Origin of the sequence: Agrobacterium pusense (assembly GCF_900102105.1) — a bacterium.
Lineage (GTDB): Bacteria > Pseudomonadota > Alphaproteobacteria > Rhizobiales > Rhizobiaceae > Agrobacterium > Agrobacterium pusense.
This window is the reverse complement of sequence record NZ_FNBB01000001.1, coordinates 566,900-590,748: the sequence shown is the minus strand read 5'-3', so window position 1 is coordinate 590,748 and position 23,849 is coordinate 566,900. Positions and strand designations below refer to the sequence as shown.

The following is a 23,849-nucleotide window of genomic DNA, read 5'->3' as shown; positions in this document are numbered from 1 at the left end:
CTGCACGCCATAGTCGCCGAATAGGTGGCCAGCCGAATGCCGTGCCATCGTGATTGCAGATCATGGAGAAGTGCATGCTTGAAAAGCGTATTCGCAACGCGTCCCTTTTGAACCGGATCGTCAGTGCCGAAGAGGCTGCCAGTCTCATTCGGGATGGCATGACTGTGGGCATGAGCGGCTTCACGCGTGCCGGGGAGGCCAAGGCGGTGCCGCTGGCGCTGGCGGAGCGTGCCAAGCTGCATCCCATGAAAATCACACTGATGACGGGGGCATCGCTGGGCAATGATCTCGACAAGACCATGGTCGAGGCGGGCATGCTGGCGCGTCGCATGCCGTTCCAGTCCGATCCGGCTTTGCGCAAGGCGATCAATGACGGCAAGGTCATGTTCATTGACCAGCATCTCTCCGAGACCGTCGAGCAATTGCGCGGCGGTCAGATTCACGGCGTCGATATCGCCATCGTTGAAGCCGTGGCGATCACCGCTGAAGGTGGCATCGTGCCCACCACCTCCGTTGGCAATTCCGCGAGTTTCGCCATCCTGGCCGATAAGGTCATCGTCGAGATCAACCTGTCCCAGCCCGAGGTGCTGGAGGGGCTGCACGACATCTTTATTCCCGCAAAACGTCCGACCCGCATGCCCATCCCGGTGGTGGCGACGGATAGCCGTGTCGGACTGCCCTTCATTCCGGTGCCGCCGGAAAAAATCGCCGCTATTGTCCTGAGTGACAAGAGCGACAGCTTCTCGACAGTGCTGCCGCCGGATGATGAAACCAGGGCCATTGCCGGCCACCTCACTGAATTCCTGCTGAACGAGGTGCGTCAAGGCCGTATGACCCACGAACTTCAGCCGCTTCAGGCCGGCATCGGCACGATCGCCAATGCTGTGATGCACGGTTTCATTGATACGCCGTTTCACGATCTCAAAATGTATTCGGAGGTCCTGCAGGACTCCACATTCGAACTTTTCGATGCGGGCAAGCTGACTTTCGCGTCGGGTTCGTCGATCACCTTGTCCTCCGCCATGAATGAGCGGGTCATGCCGCGTCTGGCCGAATATAAAAGCAGGCTCATTCTGCGCCCGCAGGAGGTCAGCAATCATCCCGAAGTTATCCGCCGCCTCGGTATCATCGGCATCAACACGGCGCTGGAATTCGATATTTACGGAAACGTCAATTCGACCCATGTCGGGGGAACGCATATGATGAACGGCATCGGCGGCTCGGGGGATTTTGCCCGGAATGCCTATATGTCCATCTTTGTCACCAAGTCTATCGCCAAAGGCGGCGCCATATCGAGCGTCGTTCCCATGGTCAGCCATGTCGATCACACTGAACATGATGTCGATATCCTCGTGACCGAGACGGGCCTTGCCGACCTTCGTGGCCTTGCGCCTCGTGAACGCGCGGCGGTCATCATCGAGAACTGCGTGCATCCGGCCTATCGTGATGCGCTAACGGACTATTTCCAGCGGGCAGTCTCGCGGGGAGGGCACACGCCGCATCTCATGGAAGAAGCGCTGTCGTGGCATGGCGCCCTGCGTGAAAGGGGCACCATGCTGCCGCAGAAATAGCGGCGGATCAGGAATCCAGCCTGAGGTATTGGACGCGCCCACGCGAAATTGGGTCCGTTTGGACACACCGGGATGGAAATCATCCGCCACTTCGCTGTGGTTGCTGGCGCGTCAGTTCCGCCTCCGGTAGAAAATCCTCTCTCTCGGCAGCGACCCGGCTGCCTCAGGGTTGCAGGAGAGTGATGTGATGCCCATTCGCTTCGTCGCCATGATCGCGATTGTTGCCCTGCTTACCGGTTGCGGTGGGCGGCCGATCGGAGTGATGACGCCAACGGGACAAACAGTGGCCGGTACGACGCCGGTGAATCTCCTTGTCGCGACGACACGCGCGCCGTCTGACAATCCCGCGGTTCTTTTCGGCGGCGAGCGGGGAACGGGGCTGAAGGTCGACGCGGTCACCGTCTCGATACCCCCGGATGCCAACCGCAAGGTCGGGCAGGTGCAGTGGCCGAAGAAACTGCCGCCCAATCCGCTGAAGGATTTCACTACCGTTGCGGTCGAGCCCATCCGCTCCGAAGCCGAGACGCGAAGCTGGATCGGCCGGCATATTGAAAAGGACCGCCGCGTGCTGGTCTTCGTGCATGGTTTCAACAACCGCTACGAGGAATCCGTCTATCGATTTGCCCAGATCGTCCATGATTCCAGAACCGATGTCGTGCCCGTCGTCTTCACCTGGCCGTCACGCGCCAGCATCTTCGACTATAATTACGACAAGGAAAGCACCAACTATTCCCGTGACGCGCTGGAAGAGATGCTGACGCGGCTGGCGAAAGACAAATCCATCCGTGAAGTCACGGTCATGGCGCACTCCATGGGCACCTGGCTTGCGGTGGAGGCGTTGCGGCAGATGGCCATCCGCAATGGGCGCGTCGATCCGAAGATCGGCAACGTTATTCTGGCAGCACCTGATCTCGACGTGGATGTCTTCAGCCGCCAGTTCGCGAGCCTCGGCAAGACACCACCGAAATTCACGCTCTTCGTTTCGCAGGATGACCGCGCGCTCAGCCTGTCGCGCCGCATTTCCGGCAATGTTGACCGTCTTGGCCAGATCGATCCTTCCGTTGAGCCTTACAGCAGCCAGCTGGAGAAGGCCGGTATCACGGTTCTCGATTTGACGAAGCTGCAATCGGGTGACCGCCTGAACCACGGCAAGTTTGCCGAAAGCCCGGAGGTCGTGCGTCTGATCGGCGACCGCCTCATCGCGGGCCAGACCGTGACGGATTCCGATGTCGGCCTGGGCGAAGCCTTGGGCGCCGTCAGCATCGGTGCCGCGCAGACGGTGGGAACAGCAGCGAGCGTTGTGGTCAGCGCGCCAATTGCTGTGTTCGATCCCCGCACGCGGGAAAACTACGGCAGGCAGGTGGAGCGGCTTGGCCGCTCGGTGGAAAATACCGTGGGATCGGTGGGTGATACGGCCGGCTCCGTGGTGGACGATCAGGCGCTTCAGTCGTCAAGGATCAACTGCGATGCCGCTGCCAATCGAAACCGGGCGGAATGCCGCAATCGCTAAACTGCGATGCGTTAGGGGCAGCGGGAACGCTAGGCGCTTTTTGTCACAGAGCGGCGCAAATTTGTATACAGCTTGTATTTTTATCTGTATGGTCGGTCGACAACCCTTTTCGGAGTAAGACCCCATGCGTTGGAAACGCACCCTTCAGCTTCTCGATGTTCATTGCGAAGGCGAAATCGGCCGTGTCGTCACCGGCGGCGCGCCGAAAATTCCCGGCAATACGGTGGCTGAACAGCTTCACTGGATGAATACCGACCCAAAGGGAGAGGCGCTTCGTCGCTTCCTGACGCTGGAGCCGCGCGGCACGCCCATGGGCTCGGTCAATCTTCTGCTGCCGCCGAAGCATCCGGATGCGCACGCCGCCTTTGTCATCCTTCAGCCGGACCAGGCGCATGCCAGCTCCGGATCGAATTCCATATGCGCGACGACGGCACTTCTGGAAAGCGGCATGGTGGAGATGCACGAACCGGAAACCGTCATCATTCTGGAAACGGCGGCCGGTCTGGTGAAGGCAACGGCCACCTGCCGTGACGGGCGCTGCGAAAAGGTCAAGCTGACCATGGTGCCGTCTTTCGTGCATGCGCTTGATGTCAGCATCGACACGCCCCAATGGGGCAAGGTAACGATGGACATCTCCTATGGCGGCATTTTTTATGCGCTGGTCGATGTGCGTCAGATTGGTCTAACGATCGAAAAAGCCAATGCCGCGAAGCTGGTCTCTGCGGGCATGATCCTTAAGGATCTGGTCAACCGCGAAATGACCGTTGTGCATCCCGAAATTGCCGCCATATCGGGCGTGGCCTATGTGATGTTCCGCGATGTGGACGCTGATGGCTCCATCCGCACCTGCACCACCATGTGGCCGGGCCGGGCGGATCGTTCGCCCTGCGGCACCGGCAATTCCGCCAATCTCGCCACGCTTTATGCGCGCGGCAAGGTGAAGGTGGGCGACGAGTATAAATCCCGCTCGATCATCGGTTCGGAATTTGATGTCGGCCTTTCCGCCGTCACCGAAGTTGCGGGCCGTCCGGCCGTCATTCCCACGATTGCCGGGCGCGGCTTTACCTTTGGTCTGCATCAGGTCGGCCTCGACCCCTTCGACCCGTTGGCCGATGGTTTTGCCATGACCGACGTTTGGGGTCCGGAAGCGGGCAACATCTGAAGCGCGCTTCAAAAAAATGACATTTACGGCTGCCTGATCATGTCGGGCGGCTGTTTTCCCGCGACAAAAGATGCTAAGCGGGCGCAATTCCATCATGCTCCGAGGTATCCCGATGAAGTCGCTCACCCTGCGCCGCCCTGATGACTGGCACCTGCATCTTCGTGATGGCGCCATGCTGGAGGGGGTGATCGGGGATACGAGCCGTCATTTCGCCCGCGCCATCATCATGCCGAACCTGGTGCCGCCGGTTGTCACCACCGCAGATGCCCGCACCTATCGCGACCGCATCGTCAAGGCCATTCCCGCGGGCGACAGCTTTGAGCCCTTGATGACGCTCTATCTGACCGAGGACACGCAGGCCGACGACGTGGAAGAGGGCAAGAAAAGCGGCCTGATTACCGCTGTAAAGCTTTATCCCGCCGGTGCCACAACCAATTCCCACGGCGGTGTGCGCGATTTTAACAAGGCCATGCCTGTTCTGGAGCGCATGGCGAAGATCGGCCTGCCCCTCTGCGTGCATGGAGAAGTAACAACGCCGGAAGTTGATATTTTCGACCGCGAGAAGGTCTTCATCGAGACGGTTCTGGAACCGCTGCGCCAGCGTCTGCCGGAGCTGAAGGTGACGATGGAGCACATCACCACCCGCGATGGCGTTGACTATATCAAGTCTTCCAAGGCTAATCTGGCCGGCTCGATCACCACGCATCATCTCATCATCAACCGCAACGCCATTCTGGTTGGCGGCATCAAGCCACATTATTACTGTCTGCCCGTCGCCAAGCGCGAGGAGCACAGGCTTGCGCTGCGGGCTGCCGCGACCTCTGGCGATGCGCGCTTTTTCCTTGGCACGGATTCCGCTCCGCACGTGGACCCGCTGAAGGAATGCGCCTGCGGTTGCGCGGGCATTTACACGTCCATCAATACGATGAGCTGCCTTGCCCATGTCTTCGAGGACGAAAACGCTCTCGACATGCTGGAAGCTTTCGCTTCGCTCAACGGCCCGGCCTGGTACGGTCTGGCGCCGAATGAGGAGACGATCACGCTGGTCAAGCGCGACGAGCCAGTGTCATTCCCCGCCAAGATCGAAACGGGCGCCGGGCCGGTGACCGTATTCGATCCGATGTTCCCGCTTCATTGGGATGTAAACTGATTTTATGACCGCCGGCACTGCCGGCGGTTTTGTTATGGTCCGCCGGCACCTCGGCTGGCGCACGAAATACCGAACAAAGACGCGTGCTTTCCGAACACCGATCCGGGTTTTCGGAGCGAGAAACCAAGGCCTAAAAGGAGAACGCCTATGAACCACTTCACATTCACCGATCGCGCCGTCGTTGCCGAACTGGTTGCGAAAATGTTGTGGGAAATCAAGGCGGTCCATTTTAATTCCGAAAGCCCATACACCTTCGCGTCAGGCATGAAGAGCCCTGTCTATATCGACATGCGCAAGCTCATCTCCTTCCCGCGCATTCGCTCCGCAGCCATGGATTTTGCGGCGGCGGCTGTCCTGCGTGAGGCCGGTTTCGAGAAGTTTGACTGTGTGGCCGGCGGCGAAACTGCGGGCATTCCCTTCGCCGCTTTCCTTGCCGAGCGCCTCGGCCTGCCGATGATCTATTGCCGAAAGAAGCCGAAAGGCCATGGCCGCAATGCCCAGATCGAAGGACATATGCCCGAGGGTGCCCGCGTTCTCGTCATTGAGGATCTGACGACCGCAGGTGGCTCGATGTTTACCTTTATCGACGCCATCCGTGCGGCGGGCGGCATCGTCGATCACGGCATCGCACTCTTCTATTACGGCATCTTCCAGGAGGCGGAAGCACGCTTTGCCAACGGCAATGTTAAGCTGCATTACCTGACGACCTGGCGCGATGTTCTGGCCGTTGCCCGGGCTGAAAAACTGTTCGATGAAAAGACCCTCTCCGAGGTTGAAGCCTTCCTCGATAACCCGCTGCCCTGGTCTGCAAAGCGCGGCGGTGTCAGCGAATTGCCGCAATCTTGATTTCGGATGCGGGTGGCCAGCTTGTGGCTGGCCTTCCGATCCATCTTCGTCTAAATCGATTTAAGTCCATTTGATTTGCTGTTTTGAGGAGGACCGTAATGATCCTGTGTTGTGGTGAAGCCCTGATCGACATGCTGCCCCGGCAGACAACGCTGGGAGAGGCGGGTTTTGCCCCTTATGCAGGCGGTGCGGTCTTCAACACGGCCATCGCGCTGGGACGTCTCGGCGTTCCCTCCGCCTTTTTCACTGGTCTTTCAGATGACATGATGGGCGATATCCTGCGGGAAACCCTGCGCGCCAGCAACGTGGATTTCAGCTATTGCGCCACTCTTTCGCGCCCCACCACCATCGCCTTCGTAAAGCTGGTCGACGGCCACGCGACCTATGCCTTTTATGACGAGAACACCGCCGGCCGGATGATTACCGAAGCCGAGCTTCCGGCGCTGGGCGCCGATTGCGAAGCGCTGCATTTCGGAGCCATCAGCCTCATCCCCGAACCCTGCGGCAGCACCTATGAAGCGCTGATGACGCGTGAGCAAGAAAGCCGTGTCATCTCGCTCGATCCAAATATCCGCCCCGGCTTCATCAAGGACAAGCAGTCGCATATGGCCCGCATCCGCCGCATGGCCGCCATGTCCGATATCGTCAAGTTCTCGGATGAGGACCTTGCCTGGTTCGGTCTGGAAGGGGATGAGGACACGCTTGCCCGCCACTGGCTGCACCATGGCGCAAAGCTGGTCGTCGTCACCCGCGGTGCGAAAGGTGCCGTTGGCTATACGACCGGCCTGAAGGTCGAAGTTGCTTCTGAACGCGTGGAGGTGGTGGACACCGTCGGTGCGGGCGACACCTTTGATGCCGGCATTCTTGCGTCGCTGAAAATGCAGGGCCTGCTGACCAAGGCGCAGGTGGCGTCACTGACGGAAGAGCAGATCAGAAAGGCGCTTGCGCTCGGTGCAAAGGCGGCGGCAGTCACCGTTTCGCGCGCTGGCGCCAATCCGCCTTTTGCGCACGAAATCGGCTTGTGATGGGTTAGGGTTGAACCATTTTGAAAAGATGGTTCAACACGCATCACGCCGCCAAAATCGTGAAAAACCGTTATTTCGGTATTATCAAGCTTGTGTCTGCTGTTTTTTCGAGAAACAAGCGTCGCATGAGTGTTTCAACAGCCCATCCCTTTGATTTCGACCCGACCTACGGCATGCAACGCGAGCAGTTGCTTGCCATCACGCCCCCGGAAGCGCCACCCGGTTTCGATGACTTCTGGGAGAAGCGCTATCGCCGCGCGCTCGCCACTGATCCGCGCCCGGTGCTGCGCCGGAGCAAGCTGAGCGATCCCCGTTGGCAGGTCCTCGATCTGACCTACACCTCCACCGACGGTTTCCGTATCGGTGGATGGCTGCTGTTGCCGCGCGAAGGACAGGTCCGCCGCGGCCTGGTCGTCGGCCACGGTTATGGCGGGCGCGGCGAGCCTGATTTCGATGTGCCCGTGGAAGAGACAGCCGTGCTGTTTCCCTGCTTTCGTGGACTGTCGCTGAGTGCCTGTCCGCCGATTTCATCCGATCCGGCCCTTCACGTTCTCTATAATATCGAGCGGAAAGACGATTATATTATCGGAGGCTGTGTCGATGACCTCTGGATCGCGGTCTCGACGCTCGTCAGCCTTTATCCCTGGCTGGAAGGGCAGGTGGGTTATAGCGGCATCAGCTTCGGGGGTGGTATCGGTGCTCTTGCGATCCCTTATGATAAGCGTATCGACCGCGGCCATCTCGTCGTGCCGACCTTCGGCCACCGACCGTTCTGGCTGACGCTGCCAACGGTCGGCAGCGCGGACGCCGTCCAGACCTATGCGAAGACGCACGCCCATGTGCTTGAAACGTTGCGCCTCTTCGATGCGGCCTGCGCGGCCGCCCGCATAAGCGTGCCCATGCTGATTGCGCCTGCGCTTTTTGATCCAGCCGTGGCGCCGCCCTGCCAGTTCGCGGTGGCCAACGCTTTGCCGCCGTCAAAATTTAATGAAATCTTCATCCTCGACGCCGGGCATTTCGATTACCCTGACAGCGCATCGCAAGATGCGGTCCATAAGGACAAGGTCAGACGGTTTTTCAAGGTGCCATGAAACGCGAATATCTCCGCTGGTATAGTCACAGGCTCCATCGCGATATGGAACTCCTGATATTCGGTCATGCCGGCGCGAAAGTGCTGATGTTCCCGACACGCGACGGGCGCTTCTTCGAATATGAGGAGTTGGGCGTCGTCGAAAGTCTTTCCCACAAGTTGGAGGCCGGCCACCTCCAGCTTTATTGTATCGAGGGTCTGGCACGGGAAAGTTTCTACGCGGGCCACAACCATCCCGCCGACCGTCTCCGACGTCACGCCGCACTCGAGGCCTATATTCTGGGCGAAGTGCCGCCGCTGATGGCGGAGAAAAATCCGCATGATAGCACCATCGTGCAGGGCTGCAGCCTCGGTGCCTTTCAGGCCGCCAGCCTCGTCTTCCGTCACCCGCATCTCTTCACCAAGCTCGTCGCTTTTTCCGGCCGCTATGACCTGACGATGGAGGTGGAGTCTTTCGGTGATCTGTTCGACGGCTATTATGACGATGACGTCTATTTCCACATGCCGAGCCACTTTCTTCCCGGGTTAAACTGCCCATGGCGGCTCGATCACCTGCGCCGCATCGACATGGTCTTCACCATTGGCGATGCAGACCCCTTTCTGGACAACAATCACCACTTAAGCCGCGTGCTTTCAGGCAAGCAGGTGGGGCACCAGATGCATGTCTGGGAAGGCCGCGCGCATCGGGCGGGTGCGTGGCGCAAGATGGCGGCGCTTTATATTTGAGGCTGGAGCCCGCGCCTCAGGCGAGAAGAAATTCCATCAGGGCATTCTGGGCATGTAGAAGAAAAGCTTTTGCCGACCGGCTCTTACAGGCCGGATGGACCATTGCGTCCGCGGTCACCTCTTGGCCACGCGAGACTGGCGGACAGGGCAAAAAAATCACATCAGGCGGCATCCTGTCGAGAAGGGAGGCGGATATGCGATAATCGGCCAGATGATGATTGGCGTCGGACGGCCAGGAATCGGTAATGACCACATCCGCATCCAATAGCTCATCCATGTCCGTGCTTGCCCGGAAGTTCGGATTGATGAGCGCGGCATCCGTGACGTGCCATTGATCCGGGTAAACCTGCGTGACCTGAATGCGCAGGGAAATCGAGGCTTCGACCCAAGAGCGTAAAATATTGGCGTCCGGTGCTACACCGACGATTTTGAGGCCGGCTTTCTGGCCCCTCAGGCTTTTCACATAGGCTAAATCACCAAGCGTTTCACATGGATGATTGAATTTTGTCCGCGCGTTGATGACAGGTGCGCGCATGTCGGCTGCAAGTGCCCGAAGTGTCGAGAGTTCCTTCGTGCGGATAATCAAAAGATCGAACCAATTGTCGAGATAACCAGCCAGATCGGCAATCTCTTCTCGGCCGTTAAAGTTGATCGGAACGGTAACGCAGGTGCCGCCCATCGCCTGGATACCGAGATCAAAGGCGGCGGTATTGCGCCAGCCGGTGTCGTCAACGATCAGCCCGGCACGTTTTCCCTTGAGCGTCTGTGGCATCGTGCCTTGTAACCAGTCCTCGGCCAGAGCGCACGCGCGGTCGATGATCGAGAAGATCGCGTCCGCACTCAGGTTGTGAAACTCCAGAAAGTCCCTGCCCGGCCGGAACGACATATGCACCTCCAAATGACATTCGATCAACGCTGCATTGAAAAAAGCCGGAAGTCGCCCTCCGGCTTTCGTAAATTGCAGTGCCTGGATTTACCCCGCCAGACCCGCCAGCGCCTTCACCAGCCCCTGCGTAGAGCTGTCATGGCTAGCGGCGCTTTCCTTTCCTTCGACGACCGGAAGCAGGCCGGTCGCCAGTTCCTTGCCAAGCTCAACGCCCCATTGGTCGAAGGAGTTGATGCGGAACAGCACGCCTTCGACGAAGACGCGATGTTCGTAAAGCGCGATCAGGCGGCCAAGCGCGAATGGCGTCAGCTTGTCGTAGACGAAGGTGATGGACGGACGATTGCCGGTGAAGACACGGTGCGGCGCAATGAAATCCGCATGTCTGTCATCCACGCCCTTGGAGGTGAGCTGGGCTTTTGCCTCAGCCAGCGTCCGCCCCTTCATCAGCGCTTCCGACTGCGCCAGGCAATTGGCGATGAGAAGCTGGTGCTGGTGGCGCAGTTCGGGCTCGAAACCGTTGGCTGCGATCATGAATTCCGCCGGGATGACGCTCGTGCCCTGGTGGATCAGCTGATAGAAGGCGTGCTGACCATTCGTACCGGGCTCGCCCCAGACAACCGGGCCGGACTGGCCTTCGACCGGCGTGCCGTCGATGGTCACACCCTTGCCGTTCGATTCCATGTCCAGCTGCTGCAGATAAGCCGGGAAACGCGACAGCCGCTGGTCATAGGGCAGGATTGCCCGCGTCGGGTAATTCAGTACGTTGCGGTGATAAAAACCGATCAGGCCGAGCAACATCGGAAGATTTTCACGGACCGGCGCCTCGCGGAAGTGGCGATCCATGGCGTGGGCGCCATCCAGGAACTTGCCGAAATTATCCGGACCGATGGCGATCATCAGCGGCAGCCCGATGGCAGACCAGATCGAGTAACGGCCGCCAACCCAGTCCCAGAAACCGAAAATGCGGTCGCTTTCGATGCCGAAGGCGGTAACCTTGTCCAGCGCTGTGGAAACCGCGGCAAAGTGATGCTTGACGGCGTCTTCGCCCAGCTTTTCGGCGATGAAGCGGCGCGCCGTGGCGGCGTTCGTCATCGTCTCGATGGTGGTGAAGGTCTTCGACGCCACGATGAAGAGCGACGTCTCGGGGTCGATGAGCTTCAGCGTATCGGCAATATGCGCGCCATCAATGTTCGAGACGAAATGCGCCCGCGGGCCGTCATGGAAAGGTGCCAGTGCCAGCGTTGCCATGACCGGGCCGAGGTCGGAACCGCCAATGCCGATATTGATGACATCGGTAATCTTTTTACCGGTCGCGCCCTTCAGCGAACCGGAACGGATGGCATCGGCAAACTTGCCCATGGCAGACAGAACCGCGTTCACATCGGGCATCACGTCCTTGCCGTCAACGAGAACCGGCGTGTTGGCGCGATTGCGCAACGCGGTATGCAGGACGGCACGGTCTTCGGTGAAATTGATCGCCTTGCCGGAGAACATCTCCTCGCGCTTGGCCTCGACGCCGCCTTCTTGTGCAAGCTGTTCGAGAAGCGTGACGATCTCTTCATTCACGGCGCACTTGGAATAATCCATCAGCAGGTCATCGAACTTGGCGCTGAAACGGCTGAATCTCTTGTCATCGGCCGCAAAGGCGGCGCGAAGATCGGTTGCGGCTGTGCTGCTCGCCGTTGCTTTCAGTTTTTCGATGGTGGCCTGCATCTTGTGCTCCTCGGCTTCCGTGGAAGGATGAGGAAACTATTCTTTTTCAGGCGGCCAAATCAAGGCGGCTTCGATAAAAGAAAAGAGCCGGTCACCCGGCTCGATTTCGTTCAGTTCAGATTGCGCAATTCGCGCCGCAGGATCTTGCCGACATTCGATTTCGGCAGCTCGGTACGGAACTCGATGATCTTCGGCCGCTTGTAGTTTGTCAGGTTCTTGGCGCAGAACGCCTTGAGTTCCGCTTCCGTGAGCGACTGGTCCTTCTTGACCACAAAAAGCTTGACGGTTTCGCCGGAGTGCTCGTCCGGAACGCCGATGGCGGCGCATTCCAGGACGCCTGGATGGCTGGCGGCCACTTCCTCCACCTCGTTCGGATAGACGTTGAAACCGGAGACGAGGATCATGTCCTTCTTGCGGTCGACGATCTTGGTATAACCGCGTTCATCCATGAAGCCCATGTCGCCGGAACGGAAGAAGCCGTCTGATGTCATCGCCTTTGCCGTCTCGTCCGGCCGCTGCCAATAACCCGCCATCACCTGCGGCCCACGAATGCAGATTTCTCCGACCTCTCCGGTGGGCAGGCTGTTGCCGTCCTCGTCGCGAATATCGATTTCGGTGGAAGAGATCGGCAGGCCGATGGTTCCGCTGAACTCCGTGGAATCGAGGCGGTTGACGGTGGCAACCGGCGATGTCTCGGAGAGGCCGTAACCCTCCGCAATGGGGCAGCCGACGATGGAAAGCCAGCGTTCCGCGACAGGCCTTTGCACCGCCATGCCGCCGCCGAGAACCAGAATGAGCGACGACAGATCGAGCTTGCGGAAATCCTCGTTGTTCATCAGCGCGTTGAAAAGCGTATTGATGCCGGGGAAAATATGCGGCTGATAATGCGACAATTCTTTCACAAAACCGGGAATATCGCGCGGATTGGCAATCAGCAGATTGTGGCCGCCAAGCGCAATGCCCATCAGCGAATTCACCGTCAAGGCGAAGATGTGGCAGAGCGGCAGCGCGCAGATGAAGTTGAGAACTTCCGGGCGATCCTTTTGGCCGTTGAAGGCGGCGTCCAGCCACAGGCTGATCTGAAGCTTGTTGGCCAGAAGGTTGGCATGCGTGAGAACCGCACCCTTGGATACACCCGTCGTGCCCCCGGTATATTGAAGGAAAGCAATGTCCTGCGCCGTGAGGCTGACCGGCTTCAGCGAAAATCCCTGACCTTCCTTCAGCATCGCCTTGAAGCTGATGGAGCCGGGAATGGTATAGGCGGGCACCAGTTTCTTGACCTTGCGGACCACCAGGTTGACGATATGTCCCTTGAGGCCGAGAAGATCGCCCATCGCCGCGACGACCACGTGCCGCACCGCGGTTTTCGGCACCGCCTGCTGCGCCACATGTGCAAAGTTCTCCAGCACGAAAAGCGCCTTCGCGCCGGAATCCTTCAGCTGATGTTCCAGCTCGCGCGGTGTGTAAAGCGGATTGACATTGACCACCACCATGCCTGCCCGCAGGATTCCATAAACCGCAACCGGATTTTGGAGGATGTTCGGCATCATCACGGCAACCCGGTCGCCCTTTTCCAGTCCTCTGGACTGCAGCCAGGCGGCGACGGCTCGGGTTTCAGCGTCCAGTTCCCGGTAGGTCAGCGACTTTCCCATGCTGGAAAAGGCCTTCCGGTCGGCAAACTGCACACAGCTCTTTTCGAGAAGATCGACGAGGGAGGCATTGGTCGATACGGGAATTTCGGAAGGAACGCCCGGCGGATAGGAAGACAGCCAGCGCTTCCCAATGACGGCGTTCTGCGGGTGTCCCAGGGACAATTCACTCATGCTGCTCCTCCCAGAGTCTCTTCGCGCCGCGCATTCTGTGGAACGCGTGAACAGCGCTTTCGGCTGCCTGATGTTCACGAGGCTCCCGCACCTGCCCGCATCTGCCGGCGTGAGGGAACCACTTGTGACGTCACCGGATCGACTGCTCCTCCCGCTCCCCGGTGACGAATGATAGACGCGTAATCCCTTGACGTCCATCTTATCGGCGAAACCTATTTAACTCTAACGTAAACGTCAATATTGCTGCCGCACATCTCGCCAACTCGTGATGGAAAACGCATTTTCCCCGTCTTTTTTGACTTTAATCCTGATTTGAGCGATCAACATAATTCGCAAAGCAGGGCAGGATTGGAAATGGCAGGCAGCGCAGCGCTAGAACTGAAATCGGTGGGCAAGAAATTCGGCGATACGGATGTATTGTCCGACATCGATCTGTCCGTCGAAAGCGGTGAGATCATTTGTCTTGTAGGGCGCTCCGGCTGCGGAAAATCAACCTTGCTGCGTATCATCGCAGGTGTGGAGACACCCGATAAAGGCAGCATTTCCCTGAACGGCGCCGTCGTGGCCGGGTCTGGAGTTTTCATCGAGCCCGAAAAGCGCAATATCGGTTTCGTATTTCAGGATTATGCGCTCTTCCCGCATCTTACCGTCGAGCAGAACGTCATGTTCGGCCTCCGCTCGCTGCCGAAAGCGCAGGCCCGGGCGCGCACTGCGGAGATGATCGAACATGTGCATCTCAAGGAACTTGCGAAACGTTATCCGCATACGCTGTCGGGCGGTGAGCAGCAGCGCGTCGCGCTTGCCCGTGCACTCGCCCCGCAGCCTGGCCTTCTGCTGATGGACGAGCCTTTTTCCAATCTGGACAGGGGATTGCGTGACGATGTGCGCGAAGAGACGCTCGGTCTTCTACGCCAGCTGGGCACGACGGCAATCATGGTTACTCACGATCCCGAAGAAGCGCTTTCGGCGGGCGATCGCGTGGTTCTGATGCAGCGCGGACGGATCGTGCAAAGCGGCACGGGTTACGAAATCCACGACAATCCCAAGACCCGCTATGCCGCTGATTTTTTCTGCGCCTTCAACAAGATTGAAGGACGGGTAAGGCAGGGTCGCGTGGAAACGCCGCTCGGCCTGCTGGGGGATGCCTCCGATCTGCCCGATGGCCTCGCGGCGGTTGCCTATGTTCGGCCCAATGCGATTTCGATTATCGAAGACGCCGCGAAAGAAGGTATCGCTGGCGAAATATCTAGCCGGGTCTTCCTGGGGGAGATCGAACAGCTCGGCATCGCCGTGCCCGGATTACCAGCGGATCTTCGCGTCAGAACAATGCAGCGTACAGCCGCCAAGACGCGGGCGATACGCTTCGGAATTGATCCGAAGGGCGTGCTGATATTTACCTGAAGTTGAATGAGCGCATTTGCATGTTCATTTTCTCCCCGTTTTCAACTCTTGGTGATCAAAAGGCGGCGGAAAATGGCGAAATAAAACTTGATTTGTATCATCATGTATGATGTCTGCTCCCCCTATTGCCGTTATCGGAGAGGGAGACAAAACATGAAGAAATTTACCGGGTTCGCCCTGCTTGCCAGCACGGTTGCCTTTGCAGCCGGCGCAGCCAATGCCGCTGAACTCAATATCTATACCACCCGCGAGCCGGGCCTCATTCAGCCCCTCCTGGACTCCTTCACCGCTTCGAGCGGCGTGAAGGTCAATACCGTGTTTTTGAAGGACGGCCTCGCGGAGCGTGTTCTGAGCGAAGGCGCGAGTTCGCCGGCTGACGTTCTGATGACGGTAGACGCCGGCAATCTTGTCGATCTCGCTGAAAAGGGCGTAACGCAGGCGGTCGAATCCGAGACCCTGAGCAAGGCCATCCCCGCTGAACTGCGCGATGCCAAGGGTCACTGGTTCGCGCTTTCCATGCGAGCCCGCGTTCTGTATGCAGCCAAGGACCTCGATCTCGCTTCCTTCAATTATGAAGATCTCGCTGATGCGAAGTGGAAGGGCAAGGTCTGCATTCGCGCCGGACAGCATCCCTATAATACGGCGCTGTTTGCCGACTACATCGCCCATTATGGCGCTGAAGACACCGAGAAGTGGCTTGCCGGCGTCAAGGAAAACCTCGCCCGCAAGGCAGGCGGCGGTGACCGCGATGTCGCCAAGGACATCCTCGGCGGCATTTGCGATATCGGTATCGCCAACTCCTATTATGTCGGCCTGATGCGCTCGGGCAAGGGCGGCGAGGAGCAGGTGAAGTGGGGCGACGCCATCAAGGTGGTTCTGCCGACCTTCAAGGATGGCGGCACGCAGGTCAATATCAGCGGCGCAGCCGTGGCGAAGAATGCGCCGAACAAGGCGGAAGCTGTCAAGCTTCTGGAATATCTCGTTTCCGACGAAGCCCAGAAGATCTATGCCGAGGCCAACTACGAATATCCGGTCAAGCAGGGCGCGGCTCTCAACGAGATCGTCGCTTCGTTCGGCACGCTGAAGATCGATAACAAGCCGCTGACGGAAATCGTATCGCATCGCAAGCAGGCGAGCGAGCTGGTCGACAAGGTCGGTTTCGACAAGTAAAGGCCAATCAGCGATAACATGTGAAAGGCGTTCGCAATTGCGGGCGCCTTTCCGCGTATTTTCCAGAAGCACATGAACCCAGACGCCACCCAGCCATTGTCACCTCGTGCCCGAGCCAGATTTTCATCCTCCTTCTGGTGGCTGTGCCTTTCAGTGCTGGCGGTTTGCGGCGCCATGGTTCCGGTTCTGGCGCTTGTCTCGCAGGCGTTGCAGGGTTCTGATGGCCTTTGGTCGCATCTGGGCTCAACCGTGCTCTGGACGGCGCTTCCGGATACGGCGATCCTTCTTGCCGGTGTCGGGCTGCTGGTAGGTATCGTCGGAACCTGTGCCGCTTGGCTGGTCACCGCCTATGATTTTCCCGGCCGCAAAATATTGGAATGGGCGCTGCTGCTGCCGCTGGCCATGCCCACCTATATCGTCGCTTACGCCTATCTGGATATTCTGCATCCCATCGGGCCTGTGCAGGGCGCGATCCGCTGGCTGCTCGGCTATTCCAGCCCGCGTGAATTCCGTCTTCCGGACATAAGGTCCATGACCGGATGCATCGTCCTTCTCGGCTTCGTGCTGTTTCCCTATGTCTATATTCCCGTGCGTGCCATGTTCCTCACGCAGGCAGGCAACCTGCTGGAAGCGGCGCGCACGCTCGGAGTCTCCAGACGTGCGGCTTTCTTCAAGGTAGCGGTGCCGCTGGCGCGCCCGGCGATTGCGGTCGGCGTCAGCCTTGCCTTGATGGAAGCGCTGAACGATATCGGCGCGTCCGAATTTCTTGGCGTCCGCACACTCACCGTCTCCGTCTACACCACCTGGGTCACGAAATCCGACCTGCCGGGTGCGGCGCAGATTGCGCTTTCCATGCTGTTCATCGTTGTCGCCCTCGTGGCGCTTGAGCGCTGGGCGCGACGCAAGCAGCGCTACGCGGTCTCTGCGCAGAAAAGCAGGCAACTGGAGCCGCTGCGGCTCAATGGCCTGAAGGGTTGGGCCGCTTTCTTGTTGGGCAGCTTGCCGGTCCTGATCGGTTTTATGGCGCCAGCCAGCTATCTCGTCACAGAGGCATGGAAACGGTTTCGTTTCAACGGATTGTCCCCCCGTTTTGCCGATGAGGCCCTGAACACCATCGTCTTTGCCGGGGTGGCGACGGTGATCACCCTCATCCTCGGCCTTGTCGTCGCTTACGCCATGCGCCTTGCGCCGGGCCGCCTGTCGCTCTGGTCCTATCGTCTTTCGACGGTGGGATATGCCGCCCCCGGAACGGTCATCGCCATCGGCGTCCTGATCGCGCTCGGCGGCTTTGACCGCTTTGTCGACGCGACCATGCGCGACTGGTTCGGCATATCGACAGGCCTCATCTTCATCGGCAGTGGCGCCGCGCTGATCTACGCCTATTCCGCACGTTTCCTTACCATTGCCGCCGGTGGGGTGGATGCTGGCCTCAGCCGCATCCCGCAGTCCTTCGATCACGCCTCGCGAACGCTCGGGCGATCCGCAACGCAGACATTCCGACACGTCCATCTTCCGCTTTCCAAGGCCTCACTTGCGGCTGCGGCACTGCTGATCTTCGTGGATTGCGTCAAGGAGCTTCCCGCTACGCTCCTGTTGCGGCCGCTCAATTTCGAAACCTTTGCCACCCATCTTTATGGCGAAGCGGCGCGTGGCACCTACGAGGAGGCGGCCATCGCAGCGCTGGCAATTGTCGTCATCGGCATGCTTCCGGTCATGCAACTTGCAAGGATCGGCCGGCGCAAGAACTGACATCGAAGCTCCGCCGGATAAATTGCGGGCGAAAAATTGTGCAAGAGGCCAATAAGCTTCAAATCCACCCAGAAAACGACAAGCATCGGGCCTTAATCCTGATGTAAATACTCAGCTTAATTGAGGTGCTGCGACCCTTGGGATATCAATATGGTCGCGATGTTTTCGGGGCATATCTTGAAAAATTTGCATGGGATGTTTTTGCGCCATCTGGCTTTGGGAACGGCTGCCGTAGTTTTGCTGGCGCCTGCGATGGTGCACGCGCAGGACACAACCGTCCTTCAGCAGATTACCGTTGACGGGCAGGGCGCGGAAAACGCAACCGGTCCCGTCCGGGGCTACGTCGCGAAGAAAAGCGCGACGGGTTCAAAAACCGAGACGGAAACCAGAGATATTCCGCAATCCGTATCGGTCGTCGGCCGCCAGGAAATGAACGACCGCGGCGCGGTGACGAAGATCGACGAGGTGCTGCGGTATACCCCTGGCGTGACGGCGGAGCCCTTTGGCACGGATACGGATACGGACTGGTTTTACATTCGCGGTTTTCAGGCCACCCAGACTGGGGTGTTTTTGGATGGGCTGAACCTGTTCAGTTACGGTTTCGGCGGTTTCCAGATGGATGCCTATGGTCTGGAGCGGGTTGAAGTCCTGAAGGGGCCTGCGTCGGTGCTCTACGGCGGCGCCAATCCCGGTGGCATCGTTGAGATGATCCGCAAGCGCACCCAGGAGGAACCCGTTCGCGAAACGGAAATCGGCATCAATAATTTCGGCAACGCTTTCTTCGGTTTCGATCTCGGCGACAAGGTGGATGATGAGGGCGTATGGAAATACCGCGTCACCGGCAAGGTCTCGGGCGGCGACAACTATACGAATTACTCCGAGGATTTGCGCGGCTTCATCATGCCGCAAGTCACTTTCGAGCCGGATGCGCAGACAAGCGCCACGCTCTATGGGTATTTTTCGGCGCTTGACCAGGTGCATGTGGGCAACGGTTTCCTGCCTTATGTCGGCACCGTGGCCGACGCGCCCTTCGGCAAGCTCAACCGTGAAGCCTTTTATGGTGAGCCGGACCTTGATAACGGCCGCGTCTATCAATCGATGGTGGGCTACGAGGTCAGCCATGAATTCGACAATGGCTGGAAGATCAGTCAGAACGCCCGCTATGGGCATCTGTACAAGCACGAGACCGGGCCCTATCCCGGCGGCTGGGCAAATGCCGATGCCAACGGCCAGCCGAGACTCGATCCGATCACCAAGGACTATATGCTGACCCGCTTCGGTTACGACGGCGTGTCGAAGGTCGATAGCTTCGGTGTGGATAACCGAGTGGAAGGTCAGTTCGATACCGGTGCCGTCAGCCATTCACTGCTCTTTGGTCTGGACTATAAATATTACCGGCTGGATCAGGTGCAGGCCTGCTGCGGCTCGAATGCAATCGGCGTGCTCAATCCGGTTTACGGTTCGGCGCAGGGAACGAATTTCGTTTATGCCGATAACATCGTGACCCAACAGCAGATCGGCATTTATGCGCAGGACCAGCTGCGGTTCGGAGATGGCTGGCTTGTGACGCTGAATGGCCGTTACGACTATGTCGATACGGAGCTGAACAACAGATTGCCGACGGGCCTGTCCCGCCGCTCCAATGACGACGCGCTGAGCGGCCGCGCCGGCCTTGCCTACGAATTCGACAATGGCCTGACGCCCTACGTCTCCGCCGCCACCTTCTTTAATCCGCTTATCGATACGCTTGCAGACGGCACACCCGCCGTGCCGGAAGAAGGCCACCAGTTCGAAGCCGGCATCAAATACGAGCCGACGTTCTTCGATGGCAGCATCACCGCCTCGGTCTTCAAGCTGGTCAAGGATAATGCTATCGTGTCCTATACGGCGGGTGGGGTGACCACTAGCGGCCAGTTCGGACAGGTCGAATCCATCGGCTTCGAGCTGGAGGCCAAAGCCAATCTCAATGAAAACTGGAAGGCACTTGCCTCCTATTCCTACACCGATATCGACATTACCCGCGATGCCAATCCAAATCTCATTGGCAAATCGCCTTGGATCGTGCCCGCCCATACCGCTTCGCTGTGGCTGGACTATGCTTTCACCACGGATACACTTGACGGACTGAGCATCGGCGGTGGCGTGCGGTATCAGGGCAAATCCTGGGCGGATGCGGCGAATACATTGCGCGTTCCTGACGCCGCTGTTTTCGATGCCGCGGTCCGTTACCAGAAGGACGACTGGACCGCATCCATCAACGTCGCCAATGTCTTCGACAAGGAATACGTCAAGGGCTGCGCCGGTGTCTCCGTTTGCGGCTGGGGCGACAGCCGCACCATCACCTTCAAGCTTTCCAAGAAGTGGTAAGGCCTGGTCAAAGGCCGCAGTTGCGGGAAAATTGGTTTGCCACTATAAACATGAATAAACTTATCATGTTATAGTGGCGCCATGGCGCGCCCTGCGGGATCGAGAAGCCATGGCTTTCCGCGTGCGGATGGAAAATGAGATCGACGGTTTCGCCGTTATAGGCGGCCCGCGCTCAAGGGTCTGGAACGGCATCGTTGCCGATCTCTGGGACGTGCGTTGTGCACCGAAAGCAGGTGGACGTTATGTCGGCAAGGACCCGCGTTTTGTTTTTCTGCTGGAGATGGATGGAAAGGATGATGGCAGGTTCGTCATGAACGGCTGCCGCCGCGACAAGTATACCGCCTCCGAGGTGAAGCGTATTTCCTTCGTGCCTGCCGATCTGGATGTGCATGCGGAGTTGAGCAACGTTTCCTTCCTCCGCCACCTCGATCTGCACTTCGACGCTGGACTGCTGGGGGCTCGGTTGGTGCAGGGTTTCGATCCGCACGGTTTGCTCGACCCGCATCTGATGTTCGAGGATGAGCGCCTGCTGGCGCTGGCGCGGTTGATCGCAGCCGAATGCGACAATCCCGATCCGCTGCACGATCTCTATGGCGAAAGCCTCGTGCTGGCGCTGCTGACGGATTTTCTGAAAGTGAGGCGGGAACCCGTCAAAAAGCGCAGCAAGCTCGCCGCCTGGCAATTGAGGGCGGCGACGGATTATATTCGCGAACATTGCCTTCGGTCGATCCGGCTTGAGGAACTTGCGGAACTTACAAACCTGTCGCAATCCCATTTCAGCCATGCCTTCAAGGCCTCCACCGGCGTCCCGCCGCACCGGTGGCAGATGCAGGCGCGTATTGATCGGGTCAAGGATCTGATGATGCGAACCGAGATGGCGCTTACCGACATTGCCATCGCAGCCGGATTTTCCGATCAGGCGCACTTCTCCCGCGTCTTTCGAAAGATGGTGGGGGTGTCCCCCTCGGTCTGGCAGAGGAGCCGCCAGTAGCTGCCTTTTGTTCCGTTCTTTCTCCAAAAAATTCCCTGACGGCATCTGAAACGCCCCGGAACGATTTCTCCGGCGACGGGTTTACAGACGTGACCCATTGAGGAAATCAAGGAGGAAACTATCATGTTGCATCAGGAACCCCGCGCCGGCCAGGACCCCTATGTGAAGGACACGCCCAGCCTCATCGCCAGCGACAAGGTGGAAGGCACCCGCGTTTACGGCGCCGACGGCAAGCATATCGGCTCGATCCAGCGCATCATTCTTGAGAAGCGCGGCGGCCGTGTGGCCTATGCGGTGTTGAGCTTCGGCGGTTTTCTCGGCATTGGCGACGATTATTATCCGTTGCCGTGGGAAAAGCTGCATTACGACGAAGAGCTCGACGGCTACCGCATCGACCTGACAAAGGAACAGATCGAAAATGCCCCGCATTTCGCCAATCTCGACGATGACGAATTGCTTAACGCAAGGGATCGTAAGGTCTACGACTATTACGGCGTCGCCCCCTACTGGATGTAAGGCGAATAATCTTGCCAACGGGCATTGTGGCGTTTTCAGCTGATTTTCAGCCGGAAACGCCTGACGAAAACGGCTCCTGAAGGAGCCGTTTTTTCTGCATTAATGTGGGTTCTTCTGCATGTCGGAAACCGCATCTGTGAAGCACTTACGCGCTTCCTCCGGCGATTTTCGCCCGTCTAGTGCAGCGCGGCAGGCACTTCTGGCTCTCACGAAACTCAATCCGCGCCGATTTGGCCAGCCTTCGGTCAACAATGTCAGTGCTTCGAATGGGCCGGCGACAACGCTCTTGCCGTTCGCATCCAGATTGACCTCAACAGGCTCTGTCCATCTCTCGTTCTTCATCGTGCACCTCCCAGAGCAACGCGATCCCGAAACAAACCCGACAGCGGAGCAACCCATGAACGCTGTCCTGTGTCACTGCCGCCTAGGATAAGCGCAAGCAATGGAATTGACAACGGTGATCACCGGAAGCCGAAAAACGAAAGGATCGCCAGGACGATAACGACGAGGCCGACGATGTAGATGATCTGGTTCATGATTTTCTCCTTGTCTATGTCATCACCATAACGTGAAGGAGAAGATGCGGTTCCAGAAGCACATGATAATTTAATCACGTGCTAAAAAATTGCGGACATTCCGTCGTCACGCGGTGCGGAACGTCACCTCCGCACAATCACCCAGATCGCGTGGATGATGCCGGGCACATAACCGCACAGCGTCAGAAGAATGTTGAGCCAGAAGTGCAGCCCCAGTCCGACCTGGAGAAATACACCAACCGGCGGCAGGATGATGGCGATGAGAATACGAATGACGTCCACGATGACAGGCTTTCCGGTTGACTGTTGACCAGCCGGAGAACGTGTGTGGGGCGGTTTGGTTTCACTTAAGCACGGACGTGCTTTTTGAGATGGATTTTTGTTTGAAAATGGTGCCGCTTACGTGACTCGAACACGTGACCCCATCATTACGAATGATGTGCTCTACCGACTGAGCTAAAGCGGCCCGGTTGTGATCCGTCTGTCACGGATCAGCTTCATGGCGGGCTGATACAGGCAATGCCGACGGATTTCAAGCCTTGAATGCGTGGCTTTTGAAATTTCCGCAAAAAGCTTTGCCTGTCCAATGTTTAAGGGCGTATCAGGCTCCGGCGCAGATGCGGCCCCTCGCAACCTCGTATTCCTGGGCCAGCCGATCAACCAGAGCCGCTACCGGCTCCACCGCCTTGACCGCGCCAATACCCTGGCCCGCGCCCCATATGTCCTTCCAGGCTTTTGCGCCGCCGGAAGCCGATTCGAAATCCATCTTTGAGGGATCCGCTTCCGGCAGCTTGTCGGGGTCGAGGCCGGAGGCGACGATCGAACTTTTCAGATAATTGCCATGAACACCGGTGAAATAGTTCGAATAGACGATGTCTTTGGCCTGCGCATCGACAATTGCCTGCTTGTAGGCGTCGGAGGCGCGGGCCTCCTGCGTGGCGATGAAAGGGGAGCCGATATAGGCCATGTCCGCGCCCATCGCCTGTGCCGCGAGGATGGAGCCGCCATTGGCAATGCCGCCGGCAAGCAGCAGCGGGCCATCGAACCACTCGCGGATTTCCTGCACGAGGGCGAAGGGAGAAAGTGTGCCGGCATGGCCGCCGGCGCCCGTCGCGACGGCGATCAGCCCATCCGCGCCCTTGCGGATGGCCGACCTTGCATGGCGATCGTTGATGACATCGTGCAGGACGATGCCGCCATAGGAATGCACGGCCGCATTGACTTCCGGCACGGCACCGAGCGAGGAAATAACCACCGGGACCTTATATTTCACGCAAAGGCCGAGATCATATTCCAGTCGCCGGTTGGACATATGCACGATCTGATTGACCGCGAAAGGCGCGGCCGGACGATCCGGGTTGGCCCGGTTGTGCGCGTCAAGCTCTTCGGTGATCATCGCCAGCCACTCATCGAGCTGGCTTTCCGGCCGCGCATTCAGCGCCGGGAAAGCGCCGATGACGCCCGCCTTGCATTGCGCCAGCGTCAGTTGAGGGTGCGAAATGATGAATAATGGTGACGCTATGACCGGAAGACGCAGATTGTCTTTCAGCACGGACGGTAGCATGGCTCCTCCCCAGATTACGTTTACGCGCACGTAAGTCATTATCGTGTTCGGTG

General features: G+C 58.6%; 20 protein-coding genes and 1 tRNA gene. 14 read left to right on the top strand and 7 right to left on the bottom strand.

Going from position 1 to position 23,849, the window contains the following annotated elements; all coding sequences use genetic code 11:
- Positions 1 to 74 precede the first annotated feature (74 nt).
- The 8 genes from BLU28_RS02950 to BLU28_RS02915 all read left to right on the top strand — a co-directional run bounded on the left by BLU28_RS02950 (position 75) and on the right by BLU28_RS02915 (position 9,080).
- A complete protein-coding gene (locus BLU28_RS02950; RefSeq protein WP_035206714.1) occupies positions 75 to 1,571 on the top strand; it encodes an acetyl-CoA hydrolase/transferase family protein in 1,497 nt (498 codons plus the stop codon).
- A 187-nt stretch (positions 1,572 to 1,758) separates the two neighbouring features.
- The gene (locus BLU28_RS02945; RefSeq protein WP_035206716.1) at positions 1,759 to 3,081 is read left to right on the top strand and encodes an alpha/beta hydrolase; all 1,323 of its coding nucleotides are present in this window, start codon (positions 1,759 to 1,761) and stop codon (positions 3,079 to 3,081) included.
- Positions 3,082 to 3,205: 124 nt separating this feature from the next.
- On the top strand, positions 3,206 to 4,243 hold the full coding sequence (locus tag BLU28_RS02940; RefSeq protein WP_077986605.1) for a 4-hydroxyproline epimerase: 1,038 nt from the start codon (positions 3,206 to 3,208) through the stop codon (positions 4,241 to 4,243).
- Positions 4,244 to 4,355: 112 nt separating this feature from the next.
- Complete coding sequence (gene pyrC, locus BLU28_RS02935; RefSeq protein ID WP_077986606.1) at positions 4,356 to 5,393, top strand: dihydroorotase; 1,038 nt, start codon at positions 4,356 to 4,358, stop codon at positions 5,391 to 5,393.
- 147 nt (positions 5,394 to 5,540) lie between these two features.
- Complete coding sequence (locus BLU28_RS02930; RefSeq protein WP_004439706.1) at positions 5,541 to 6,239, top strand: orotate phosphoribosyltransferase; 699 nt, start codon at positions 5,541 to 5,543, stop codon at positions 6,237 to 6,239.
- A gap of 98 nt (positions 6,240 to 6,337) precedes the next feature.
- Positions 6,338 to 7,264 carry a carbohydrate kinase family protein gene (locus BLU28_RS02925; protein ID WP_004439708.1) on the top strand — a complete coding sequence of 309 codons (927 nt, stop codon included), beginning with the start codon at positions 6,338 to 6,340 and terminating at the stop codon, positions 7,262 to 7,264.
- Between the two features lie 125 nt (positions 7,265 to 7,389).
- On the top strand, positions 7,390 to 8,355 hold the full coding sequence (locus BLU28_RS02920; protein ID WP_077986823.1) for an acetylxylan esterase: 966 nt from the start codon (positions 7,390 to 7,392) through the stop codon (positions 8,353 to 8,355).
- Positions 8,352 to 9,080, top strand: coding sequence for an esterase family protein (locus tag BLU28_RS02915; protein WP_077986607.1), 729 nt, complete (start codon positions 8,352 to 8,354; stop codon positions 9,078 to 9,080). The genes BLU28_RS02920 and BLU28_RS02915 overlap by 4 nt, the downstream gene beginning before the upstream one ends.
- 16 nt (positions 9,081 to 9,096) lie before the next feature.
- Here the strand turns inward: BLU28_RS02915 and BLU28_RS02910 are convergent, their stop codons facing one another.
- The 3 genes from BLU28_RS02910 to BLU28_RS02900 form a co-directional block, all read right to left on the bottom strand.
- Positions 9,097 to 9,966 (bottom strand): ornithine carbamoyltransferase, encoded by an 870-nt coding sequence (locus tag BLU28_RS02910; RefSeq protein WP_077986608.1) that lies wholly within the window; start codon positions 9,964 to 9,966, stop codon positions 9,097 to 9,099.
- A gap of 87 nt (positions 9,967 to 10,053) precedes the next feature.
- Positions 10,054 to 11,679, bottom strand: coding sequence for a glucose-6-phosphate isomerase (gene pgi / locus BLU28_RS02905; protein ID WP_077986609.1), 1,626 nt, complete (start codon positions 11,677 to 11,679; stop codon positions 10,054 to 10,056).
- 110 nt (positions 11,680 to 11,789) lie between these two features.
- The gene (locus BLU28_RS02900) at positions 11,790 to 13,502 is read right to left on the bottom strand and encodes a long-chain fatty acid--CoA ligase (protein ID WP_004439720.1); all 1,713 of its coding nucleotides are present in this window, start codon (positions 13,500 to 13,502) and stop codon (positions 11,790 to 11,792) included.
- Between the two features lie 354 nt (positions 13,503 to 13,856).
- Between BLU28_RS02900 and BLU28_RS02895 the strand changes: the two genes are divergently transcribed.
- The 6 genes from BLU28_RS02895 (at position 13,857) to BLU28_RS02870 (ending at position 21,696) form a co-directional block, all read left to right on the top strand.
- Positions 13,857 to 14,903, top strand: a complete 1,047-nt coding sequence (locus BLU28_RS02895; RefSeq protein ID WP_077986610.1) for an ABC transporter ATP-binding protein — start codon at positions 13,857 to 13,859, stop codon at positions 14,901 to 14,903.
- Between the two features lie 153 nt (positions 14,904 to 15,056).
- A complete protein-coding gene (locus BLU28_RS02890) occupies positions 15,057 to 16,073 on the top strand; it encodes a Fe(3+) ABC transporter substrate-binding protein (RefSeq protein WP_077986611.1) in 1,017 nt (338 codons plus the stop codon).
- 72 nt (positions 16,074 to 16,145) lie between these two features.
- Complete coding sequence (locus tag BLU28_RS02885; protein WP_077986612.1) at positions 16,146 to 17,822, top strand: ABC transporter permease; 1,677 nt, start codon at positions 16,146 to 16,148, stop codon at positions 17,820 to 17,822.
- A 159-nt stretch (positions 17,823 to 17,981) separates the two neighbouring features.
- Positions 17,982 to 20,189: a TonB-dependent siderophore receptor gene (locus BLU28_RS02880; protein WP_168247091.1), complete on the top strand. Its 2,208-nt coding sequence runs from the start codon at positions 17,982 to 17,984 to the stop codon at positions 20,187 to 20,189.
- 109 nt (positions 20,190 to 20,298) lie between these two features.
- Positions 20,299 to 21,180, top strand: coding sequence for a helix-turn-helix domain-containing protein (locus tag BLU28_RS02875; protein ID WP_168247069.1), 882 nt, complete (start codon positions 20,299 to 20,301; stop codon positions 21,178 to 21,180).
- A 123-nt stretch (positions 21,181 to 21,303) separates the two neighbouring features.
- Positions 21,304 to 21,696: a PRC-barrel domain-containing protein gene (locus BLU28_RS02870; RefSeq protein ID WP_004439734.1), complete on the top strand. Its 393-nt coding sequence runs from the start codon at positions 21,304 to 21,306 to the stop codon at positions 21,694 to 21,696.
- 99 nt (positions 21,697 to 21,795) lie between these two features.
- Here BLU28_RS02870 and BLU28_RS02865 read toward each other — a convergent pair whose 3' ends face one another.
- The 4 genes from BLU28_RS02865 to BLU28_RS02850 form a co-directional block, all read right to left on the bottom strand.
- The gene (locus BLU28_RS02865; protein WP_006698942.1) at positions 21,796 to 22,038 is read right to left on the bottom strand and encodes a DUF982 domain-containing protein; all 243 of its coding nucleotides are present in this window, start codon (positions 22,036 to 22,038) and stop codon (positions 21,796 to 21,798) included.
- A gap of 317 nt (positions 22,039 to 22,355) precedes the next feature.
- Positions 22,356 to 22,514 (bottom strand): YqaE/Pmp3 family membrane protein, encoded by a 159-nt coding sequence (locus tag BLU28_RS02860; RefSeq protein ID WP_004439740.1) that lies wholly within the window; start codon positions 22,512 to 22,514, stop codon positions 22,356 to 22,358.
- 108 nt (positions 22,515 to 22,622) lie between these two features.
- A tRNA-Thr gene (locus BLU28_RS02855) sits at positions 22,623 to 22,698 on the bottom strand.
- 135 nt (positions 22,699 to 22,833) lie between these two features.
- The gene (locus tag BLU28_RS02850; protein ID WP_077986613.1) at positions 22,834 to 23,796 is read right to left on the bottom strand and encodes an NAD(P)H-dependent flavin oxidoreductase; all 963 of its coding nucleotides are present in this window, start codon (positions 23,794 to 23,796) and stop codon (positions 22,834 to 22,836) included.
- Positions 23,797 to 23,849: the final 53 nt, after the last annotated feature.

Excerpts from the sequence above, each read along its gene's own strand:
- BLU28_RS02950 (WP_035206714.1), top strand. The coding sequence starts at position 75 with ATGCTTGAAAAGCGTATTCGCAACGCGTCCCTTTTGAACCGGATCGTC.
- BLU28_RS02945 (WP_035206716.1), top strand. The coding sequence starts at position 1,759 with ATGCCCATTCGCTTCGTCGCCATGATCGCGATTGTTGCCCTGCTTACC.
- BLU28_RS02940 (WP_077986605.1), top strand. The coding sequence starts at position 3,206 with ATGCGTTGGAAACGCACCCTTCAGCTTCTCGATGTTCATTGCGAAGGC.
- pyrC (WP_077986606.1), top strand. The coding sequence starts at position 4,356 with ATGAAGTCGCTCACCCTGCGCCGCCCTGATGACTGGCACCTGCATCTT.
- BLU28_RS02930 (WP_004439706.1), top strand. The coding sequence starts at position 5,541 with ATGAACCACTTCACATTCACCGATCGCGCCGTCGTTGCCGAACTGGTT.
- BLU28_RS02925 (WP_004439708.1), top strand. The coding sequence starts at position 6,338 with ATGATCCTGTGTTGTGGTGAAGCCCTGATCGACATGCTGCCCCGGCAG.
- BLU28_RS02920 (WP_077986823.1), top strand. The coding sequence starts at position 7,390 with ATGAGTGTTTCAACAGCCCATCCCTTTGATTTCGACCCGACCTACGGC.
- BLU28_RS02915 (WP_077986607.1), top strand. The coding sequence starts at position 8,352 with ATGAAACGCGAATATCTCCGCTGGTATAGTCACAGGCTCCATCGCGAT.
- BLU28_RS02910 (WP_077986608.1), bottom strand. The coding sequence starts at position 9,966 with ATGTCGTTCCGGCCGGGCAGGGACTTTCTGGAGTTTCACAACCTGAGT.
- pgi (WP_077986609.1), bottom strand. The coding sequence starts at position 11,679 with ATGCAGGCCACCATCGAAAAACTGAAAGCAACGGCGAGCAGCACAGCC.
- BLU28_RS02900 (WP_004439720.1), bottom strand. The coding sequence starts at position 13,502 with ATGAGTGAATTGTCCCTGGGACACCCGCAGAACGCCGTCATTGGGAAG.
- BLU28_RS02895 (WP_077986610.1), top strand. The coding sequence starts at position 13,857 with ATGGCAGGCAGCGCAGCGCTAGAACTGAAATCGGTGGGCAAGAAATTC.
- BLU28_RS02890 (WP_077986611.1), top strand. The coding sequence starts at position 15,057 with ATGAAGAAATTTACCGGGTTCGCCCTGCTTGCCAGCACGGTTGCCTTT.
- BLU28_RS02885 (WP_077986612.1), top strand. The coding sequence starts at position 16,146 with ATGAACCCAGACGCCACCCAGCCATTGTCACCTCGTGCCCGAGCCAGA.
- BLU28_RS02880 (WP_168247091.1), top strand. The coding sequence starts at position 17,982 with ATGTTTTCGGGGCATATCTTGAAAAATTTGCATGGGATGTTTTTGCGC.
- BLU28_RS02875 (WP_168247069.1), top strand. The coding sequence starts at position 20,299 with ATGGCTTTCCGCGTGCGGATGGAAAATGAGATCGACGGTTTCGCCGTT.
- BLU28_RS02870 (WP_004439734.1), top strand. The coding sequence starts at position 21,304 with ATGTTGCATCAGGAACCCCGCGCCGGCCAGGACCCCTATGTGAAGGAC.
- BLU28_RS02865 (WP_006698942.1), bottom strand. The coding sequence starts at position 22,038 with ATGAAGAACGAGAGATGGACAGAGCCTGTTGAGGTCAATCTGGATGCG.
- BLU28_RS02850 (WP_077986613.1), bottom strand. The coding sequence starts at position 23,796 with ATGCTACCGTCCGTGCTGAAAGACAATCTGCGTCTTCCGGTCATAGCG.